General features: G+C 55.8%; 3 rRNA genes. All 3 read left to right on the top strand.

Annotated features, from left to right (window positions below):
- Positions 1 to 242 precede the first annotated feature (242 nt).
- Positions 243 to 1,759, top strand: a 16S ribosomal RNA gene (locus tag ACQ260_RS17260).
- Between the two features lie 295 nt (positions 1,760 to 2,054).
- Positions 2,055 to 5,141 (top strand): 23S ribosomal RNA (locus ACQ260_RS17255).
- 170 nt (positions 5,142 to 5,311) lie between these two features.
- Positions 5,312 to 5,428: ribosomal RNA gene (gene rrf, locus ACQ260_RS17250) — 5S ribosomal RNA — on the top strand.
- The 16S, 23S and 5S rRNA genes sit together here, the layout of an rRNA operon.
- Positions 5,429 to 5,504 lie beyond the last annotated feature (76 nt).

The raw sequence follows: 5,504 nt of genomic DNA, 5'->3' as shown, positions 1-5,504 counted from the left end.
GCGCGGTGTGTGTACGGTTTTTGAGAACTCAACAGCGTGTTTTTACGTCATATGCACTTTTTTGGGACCTTTTCTGCCTCGCGTTTTGTGGGGTGGGGGTTTCTTTGAGTTGATTATTTGATTGATTGCCTGCATGGTGTGCCTCTTTTTTTGGGGTGTGTTGTGTGGGTGTTTTGGTCAGTGTCAGGCTCGTTGATTTTGTTTTGATGGCCTGCCTTTTTGGGTGGGTTGTTGGATGGTTTTCAACGGAGAGTTTGATCCTGGCTCAGGACGAACGCTGGCGGCGTGCTTAACACATGCAAGTCGAACGGTAAGGCCCTTCGGGGTACACGAGTGGCGAACGGGTGAGTAACACGTGAGTAACCTGCCCTGGACTCTGGGATAAGCATTCGAAAGGGTGTCTAATACTGGATATGACCTGTGACCGCATGGTTGTGGGTGGAAAGATTTTTTGGTCTGGGATGGGCTCGCGGCCTATCAGCTTGTTGGTGGGGTGATGGCCTACCAAGGCGTCGACGGGTAGCCGGCCTGAGAGGGCGACCGGCCACACTGGGACTGAGATACGGCCCAGACTCCTACGGGAGGCAGCAGTGGGGAATATTGCGCAATGGGCGGAAGCCTGACGCAGCAACGCCGCGTGCGGGATGACGGCCTTCGGGTTGTAAACCGCTTTCAGCAGGGACGAAGGGTTTCTTGACGGTACCTGCAGAAGAAGCACCGGCCAACTACGTGCCAGCAGCCGCGGTGATACGTAGGGTGCGAGCGTTGTCCGGAATTATTGGGCGTAAAGAGCTTGTAGGCGGTTTGTCACGTCGGAAGTGAAAACTCGGGGCTTAACTTCGAGCTTGCTTCCGATACGGGCTGACTAGAGGAAGTTAGGGGAGAACGGAATTCCTGGTGGAGCGGTGGAATGCGCAGATATCAGGAGGAACACCGGTGGCGAAGGCGGTTCTCTGGGACTTTCCTGACGCTGAGAAGCGAAAGCGTGGGGAGCAAACAGGCTTAGATACCCTGGTAGTCCACGCCGTAAACGGTGGGCACTAGGTGTGGGGGACATTCCACGTTCTCTGTGCCGTAGCTAACGCATTAAGTGCCCCGCCTGGGGAGTACGGCCGCAAGGCTAAAACTCAAAGGAATTGACGGGGGCCCGCACAAGCGGCGGAGCATGCGGATTAATTCGATGCAACGCGAAGAACCTTACCTGGGTTTGACATAGGCCGGAAGCATTCAGAGATGGGTGTGCCTTTTTGGTCGGTTTACAGGTGGTGCATGGCTGTCGTCAGCTCGTGTCGTGAGATGTTGGGTTAAGTCCCGCAACGAGCGCAACCCTCGTCCTATGTTGCCAGCAATTCGGTTGGGGACTCATAGGAGACTGCCGGGGTCAACTCGGAGGAAGGTGGGGATGAGGTCAAGTCATCATGCCCCTTATGTCCAGGGCTTCACGCATGCTACAATGGCTGGTACAACGGGCTGCGAGGTCGTAAGGCTGAGCGAATCCCGAAAAGCCAGTCTCAGTTCGGATTGGGGTCTGCAACTCGACCCCATGAAGTCGGAGTCGCTAGTAATCGCAGATCAGCAACGCTGCGGTGAATACGTTCCCGGGCCTTGTACACACCGCCCGTCAAGTCATGAAAGTCGGCAACACCCGAAGCCGGTGGCCTAACCCTTGTGGGGGGAGCCGTCGAAGGTGGGGCTGGTAATTAGGACTAAGTCGTAACAAGGTAGCCGTACCGGAAGGTGCGGCTGGATCACCTCCTTTCTAAGGAGCCTTTTGAGTGTTGCTGCGATGATCCTGCTGCCGTGTGGTGGTGGGGGAGTGGTGATGTGGCTTTCTTTTGTGGAAGCTGTGACGTAGGGGCACGCTGTTGGGTCCTGAAGAACCGTGCTGGTGGCCTCCTGTTGTGGGGGGTTGGGGCTGGTTTTTCGTGGGCATCGCGGGGATGGGTTGTCGCTGGTTGTGGTGGTGGCTTGTTCTTGTGGGTGTGGGTATGTTGAGAACTTGACAGTGGACGCGAGCATCTTATGTAGTTTTTTTGTCTTGGTTTATTTTTTGTTGACAAGCTACTAAGGGCAATCGGTGGATGCCTTGGCACCAAGAGCCGATGAAGGACGTGGTAATCTGCGATAAGCCCCGGGGAGTTGGTACACGAGCTGTGATCCGGGGATGTCCGAATGGGGAAACCTCGAAGGGAACCGGAGTAATGTCCGGCGACTCCTGTCTGAATCTATAGGGCAGTGAGAGGGAACGGGGGGAAGTGAAACATCTCAGTACCCTCAGGAAGAGAAAACAATAGTGATTCCGTTAGTAGTGGCGAGCGAACGCGGATGAGGCCAAACCGTGTCTGTGTGAGAGCTGACAGGCGTTGCAGATGCGGGGTTGTGGGACGCACTTGGATCGGGCTGTTGACCGGTCGTGGGTGGTGGTTGTGGAAGACGAAGCGTGTTGGGATAGCGCGGCAGAGAAGGTAAGACCCCTGTAGTCGTAACATGATCATGCCCATGGGGTGTGTTTCCCAAGTAGCACGGGACTCCTGGAATTCCGTGTGAATCTGGCGGGCCCACCCGCTAAGCCTAAATACTCCTTGGTGACCGATAGCGGACTAGTACCGTGAGGGAAAGGTGAAAAGTACCCCGGGAGGGGAGTGAAATAGTACCTGAAACCGATTGCCTACAATCCGTCGGAGCCTTCCTTTGTGGGGGTGACGGCGTGCCTTTTGAAGAATGAGCCTGCGAGTTAGTGGTACGTCGCGAGGTTAACCCGTGGGGGGTAGCCGTAGCGAAAGCGAGTCCGAATAGGGCGTTGAGTGGCGTGCTCTAGACCCGAAGCGGAGTGATCTATCCATGGCCAGGTTGAAGCGACGGTAAGACGTCGTGGAGGACCGAACCCACCTAGGTTGAAAACTGGGGGGATGAGCTGTGGATAGGGGTGAAAGGCCAATCAAACTCCGTGATAGCTGGTTCTCCCCGAAATGCATTTAGGTGCAGCGTCGCGTGTTTCTTGCCGGAGGTAGAGCACTGGATAGTCTAGGGGGCCCACAAGCTTACCGAAATTAGCCAAACTCCGAATGCCGGTAAGTGAGAGCGCGGCAGTGAGACAGTGGGGGATAAGCTTCATTGTCGAGAGGGAAACAGCCCAGATCACCAACTAAGGCCCCTAAGCGATAGCTAAGTGGAAAAGGATGTGGAGTTGCGGAGACAACCAGGAGGTTGGCTTGGAAGCAGCCATCCTTGAAAGAGTGCGTAATAGCTCACTGGTCAAGTGATTCTGCGCCGACAATTTAGCGGGGCTCAAGCTATCCGCCGAAGTTGTGGCATTCACACGTTGTGTGTGGATGGGTAGGGGAGCGTCGTGTGTGCGGTGAAGGTTCGGGGTGACCCGGGGTGGAGTGCACACGAGTGAGAATGCAGGCATGAGTAGCGAATGACGGGTGAGAAACCCGTCCGCCGAATAACCAAGGGTTCCAGGGTCAAGCTAATCTGCCCTGGGTAAGTCGGGACCTAAGGCGAGGCCGACAGGCGTAGTCGATGGACAACGGGTTGATATTCCCGTACCGGCGTGTACGCGCCCGTGCCAAGTTGGGTGATGCTAAGAATGGAAGACCATTGTTGACCTTCGGGTTGGTGGTGGTTGACTCTTCGATCCGAACTCGAGGCGGCAAGCTGCGGAGGGACGCAGGAAGGTAGCTCATCCCGGGCGATGGTTGTCCCGGGCTAAGTGTGTAGGACGGGGTGTAGGCAAATCCGCGCCCCACTGTGTCTGAGACATGATGGCTGGGTGGGATACGTCCCATCGAGTGAGTGATCCTATGCTGCCTAGAAAATCTTCGTGAGCGAGTGTGCAAGCCGCCCGTACCCCAAACCGACTCAGGTGGTTGGGTAGAGAATACCAAGGCGATCGAGATAATCGTGGTGAAGGAACTCGGCAAAATGCCCCCGTAACTTCGGAATAAGGGGGACCTGATCCGTGTAGCATTTTCTGTGATAGCGGTGAGGGTCGCAGAGACCACGGGAAAGCGACTGTTTATTAAAAACACAGGTCCGTGCGAAGTTGTAAGACGATGTATACGGACTGACTCCTGCCCGGTGCTGGAAGGTTAAGGGGACGTGTTAGCGCAAGCGAAGCACTGAACTTAAGCCCCAGTAAACGGCGGTGGTAACTATAACCATCCTAAGGTAGCGAAATTCCTTGTCGGGTAAGTTCCGACCTGCACGAATGGAGTAACGACTTTCCCACTGTCTCCACCACGAACTCGGCGAAATTGCAGTACGAGTAAAGATGCTCGTTACGCGCAGCAGGACGGAAAGACCCCGGGACCTTTACTATAGTTTGGTATTGGTGATCGGTGCAGCTTGTGTAGGATAGGTGGGAGACTGTGAAGCATGCACGCCAGTGTGTGTGGAGTCAACGTTGAAATACCACTCTGGTTGCTCTGGTTATCTAACCTCGGACCATGATCTGGTTCAGGGACAGTGCCTGATGGGTAGTTTGACTGGGGCGGTCGCCTCCTAAAAGGTAACGGAGGCGCCCAAAGGTTCCCTCAGCCTGGTTGGCAATCAGGTGTTGAGTGTAAGTGCACAAGGGAGCTTGACTGTGAGACAGACATGTCGAGCAGGGACGAAAGTCGGGACTAGTGATCTGACGGTGGCGTGTGGAAGCGCCGTCACTCAACGGATAAAAGGTACCCCGGGGATAACAGGCTGATCTTGCCCGAGCGTCCATAGCGACGGCATGGTTTGGCACCTCGATGTCGGCTCGTCGCATCCTGGGGCTGGAGTCGGTCCCAAGGGTTGGGCTGTTCGCCCATTAAAGCGGCACGCGAGCTGGGTTTAGAACGTCGTGAGACAGTTCGGTCCCTATCCGCTGCGCGCGTAGGAGTCTTGAGAAGAGCTGTCCTTAGTACGAGAGGACCGGGACGGACTAACCTCTGGTGTGCCAGTTGTCCTGCCAAGGGCACGGCTGGTTGGCTACGTTGGGAAGTGATAACCGCTGAAAGCATCTAAGCGGGAAGCACGCTTCAAGATGAGGGCTCCCACCCATTTATGGGGTAAGGACCCCGGCAGACTACCGGGTGATAGGTCGGATGTGGAAGCACAGCAATGTGTGGAGCTGACCGATACTAATAGTCCGAGGGCTTGTCACACACCCACCCACGGTGGGGACAAGCAAACCAACACAAAGACTTGTTGCATAACGATAAACGCGTCCACTGTCCGGTATCTCAGGATACCCACCACACCCACCAAAGGGGGGGGGTGTGCGTGCACAACCACCCCCGCCCCGGGCGGTGATGGTTGTGGTGTCCACCAGAGTTACGGTGATCATGGCGAGAGGGAAACACCCGGTCCCATTCCGAACCCGGAAGTTAAGCCTCTCAGCGCCGATGGTACTGCACACGGGAGTGTGTGGGAGACTAGGACATCGCCGGACAACACACCCCCCAAAAGGGGGGGCAGGAAAAGGGTCTGAAACCACACGGTTCCAGACCCTTTCCCAATTCCAGGGC

It is taken from the genome of Ammonicoccus luteus (genome assembly GCF_050880385.1).
In the GTDB taxonomy this organism is placed as follows: Bacteria; Actinomycetota; Actinomycetes; order Propionibacteriales; family Propionibacteriaceae; genus Enemella.
This window is presented reverse-complemented; position numbering and strand designations above follow the sequence as displayed.